The organism is Paracoccus sp. P2, from assembly GCF_046335115.1.
Classification (GTDB): domain Bacteria; phylum Pseudomonadota; class Alphaproteobacteria; order Rhodobacterales; family Rhodobacteraceae; genus Paracoccus; species Paracoccus pantotrophus.
Genome location: NZ_JBGOSN010000131.1, coordinates 1 through 1562, shown reverse-complemented (window position 1 = coordinate 1562; position 1562 = coordinate 1). Strand labels below are relative to the sequence as shown.

Sequence of the window (1562 nt, the reverse complement as noted above, 5' to 3'; positions counted from 1 at the left end):
GCTGCGGTGGACGCGCCTGGCCTCCCGGTCCGGTTCGCGATCACGCCGGGCCATTGGGCCGACAGCCCGCAGGCCCGGGGGCTGATCCGCGGCCTTGCGGGCGGCGGCCATGTCATCGCCGACGCCGGATACGACACCGAGGCGTTGCGCCGCTTCATCGCCGGCGACCTGCGCGCCACCGCCCAGATCAAGCGCAACCGAAGCCGCGCCGGAAGCCGACCGCCGGATCGGGCGCTCTCCGGGGAACGCCACCTTGCGGAGTGCCTCTTCAACCGCCTCAAACGCTTCCGCCGGATCGCGCTCCGATGCGAGAAAACCGTCGCCTCCTTAAAGGCATTCGTCGACCTCGCCTGCGCAATGGCAGCGATCGCCTAAGTGAAGACACCGCCTAGGCGGGGCGCCGGCAGGGGCGACCGCCAGGCCGCGGCCACAGCGCCCGCAGGTCAGCATGCCCGCAAGAAGGGCACGGCCGCCCCGCCCGGACTTCTGTCCTCCCGCACGTCCATAGGCATTGGCTGCGAGCAGCATCCGGTTCCGCTCGTATTCCGCCCAACCGATATAGGCGGCATGATGATCGCGGATCAACACGTCCCACGCCTCCGGCGGCTTGCCATGGCCGTAGGACTTGCGGGCGCGGCCGTCGACCAGTTCGATGCGCTTCTCACTCTTTCCATAGACATAGGCCCCTGCGTAGAAGGAATTCTTCAGCATCCCGATGACGTTGCGGTAGCGGATCGCTGTCCAGTCGAAGGAGGTCAGGCGCTTGCCGTCCGAGGGGCGTGGAAAGAACACCCCCTCCGCCACCAGCGACAGATGCGCCTGCCGTGCGCTGCCGAGCTGGCGAAACCGCTCGAAGACCAGCCGGATGACCTGCTGGAGCCGGAAGTCAGGATCGAGGCCGAGGCCGGTCTCGCGATGCCGGATGTAACCGAGCGGCACGCTGATCCGAGGTTCGCCACGGCGCGCCTTCGCCCGGGCAGCGTCAAGCATGCGCGCCCGGATCACCCCGAGCTCGAACTCGCTGATGCTACCCCTCATGCCGAGCAGCAGGCGGTCGTTCGGCAGGCAGGGATCGTGAGAGCCCATCGAGGTCGATGACACGCGCCTCGACAAGCCCGCACAGTTCGAGCAGGTGGTGCCAGTCCCTGCCCTTGCGTGCCAGCCGCGAAGCGTCAAAGCAGAGCACGGCGCCGACTTCCCCGGCGCACAAGGCGGCGACAAGCTTCTCGAAGCCGGGCCGGGCCACCATGCCGCTGGCGGAGCGGCCGAGATCGTCGTCGATCACATCCACGGTCCGGAAACCACGACGACATGCGATCTCAACCAGTTCATATTGAGCCATCCGCCGAGAATCGGACAGTGAGGCAAGCTGCGATCCGCCGTCTTCTGGTCTCCAGGGACGAGGGGATCGGACGATGCCGAAAGGCAGGAACCATGACGCGGGCTTCAAGGCTCGGGTGCGCCGGAGGCCGCGAAGGGCGGGCGCATCGTGCCGGAGCTGGCCGCGGAATACCGCGTGCGCCCGACGATGATCCATCAATGGAAGAAGGCGCTGCTCGAAG

The 1562-nt window shown here is 67.6% G+C and carries 3 protein-coding genes; 1 reads left to right on the top strand and 2 read right to left on the bottom strand.

All coding sequences use genetic code 11. The features are described from left to right. Positions 1-375 (top strand): transposase (locus ACDP63_RS24750; RefSeq protein WP_409928843.1); only part of this gene is annotated, 375 nt, incomplete at its 5' end. Here ACDP63_RS24750 and ACDP63_RS24745 read toward each other — a convergent pair. Both ACDP63_RS24745 and ACDP63_RS24740 read right to left on the bottom strand, forming a co-directional pair. After that, positions 328-1038, bottom strand: a complete 711-nt coding sequence (locus ACDP63_RS24745; protein ID WP_197029504.1) for a recombinase family protein — start codon at positions 1036-1038, stop codon at positions 328-330. The genes ACDP63_RS24750 and ACDP63_RS24745 overlap by 48 nt on opposite strands. After that, on the bottom strand, positions 1028-1562 hold a 535-nt coding region (locus ACDP63_RS24740; protein WP_409928842.1), incomplete at its 5' end, for a recombinase family protein. The genes ACDP63_RS24740 and ACDP63_RS24745, both read right to left, overlap by 11 nt.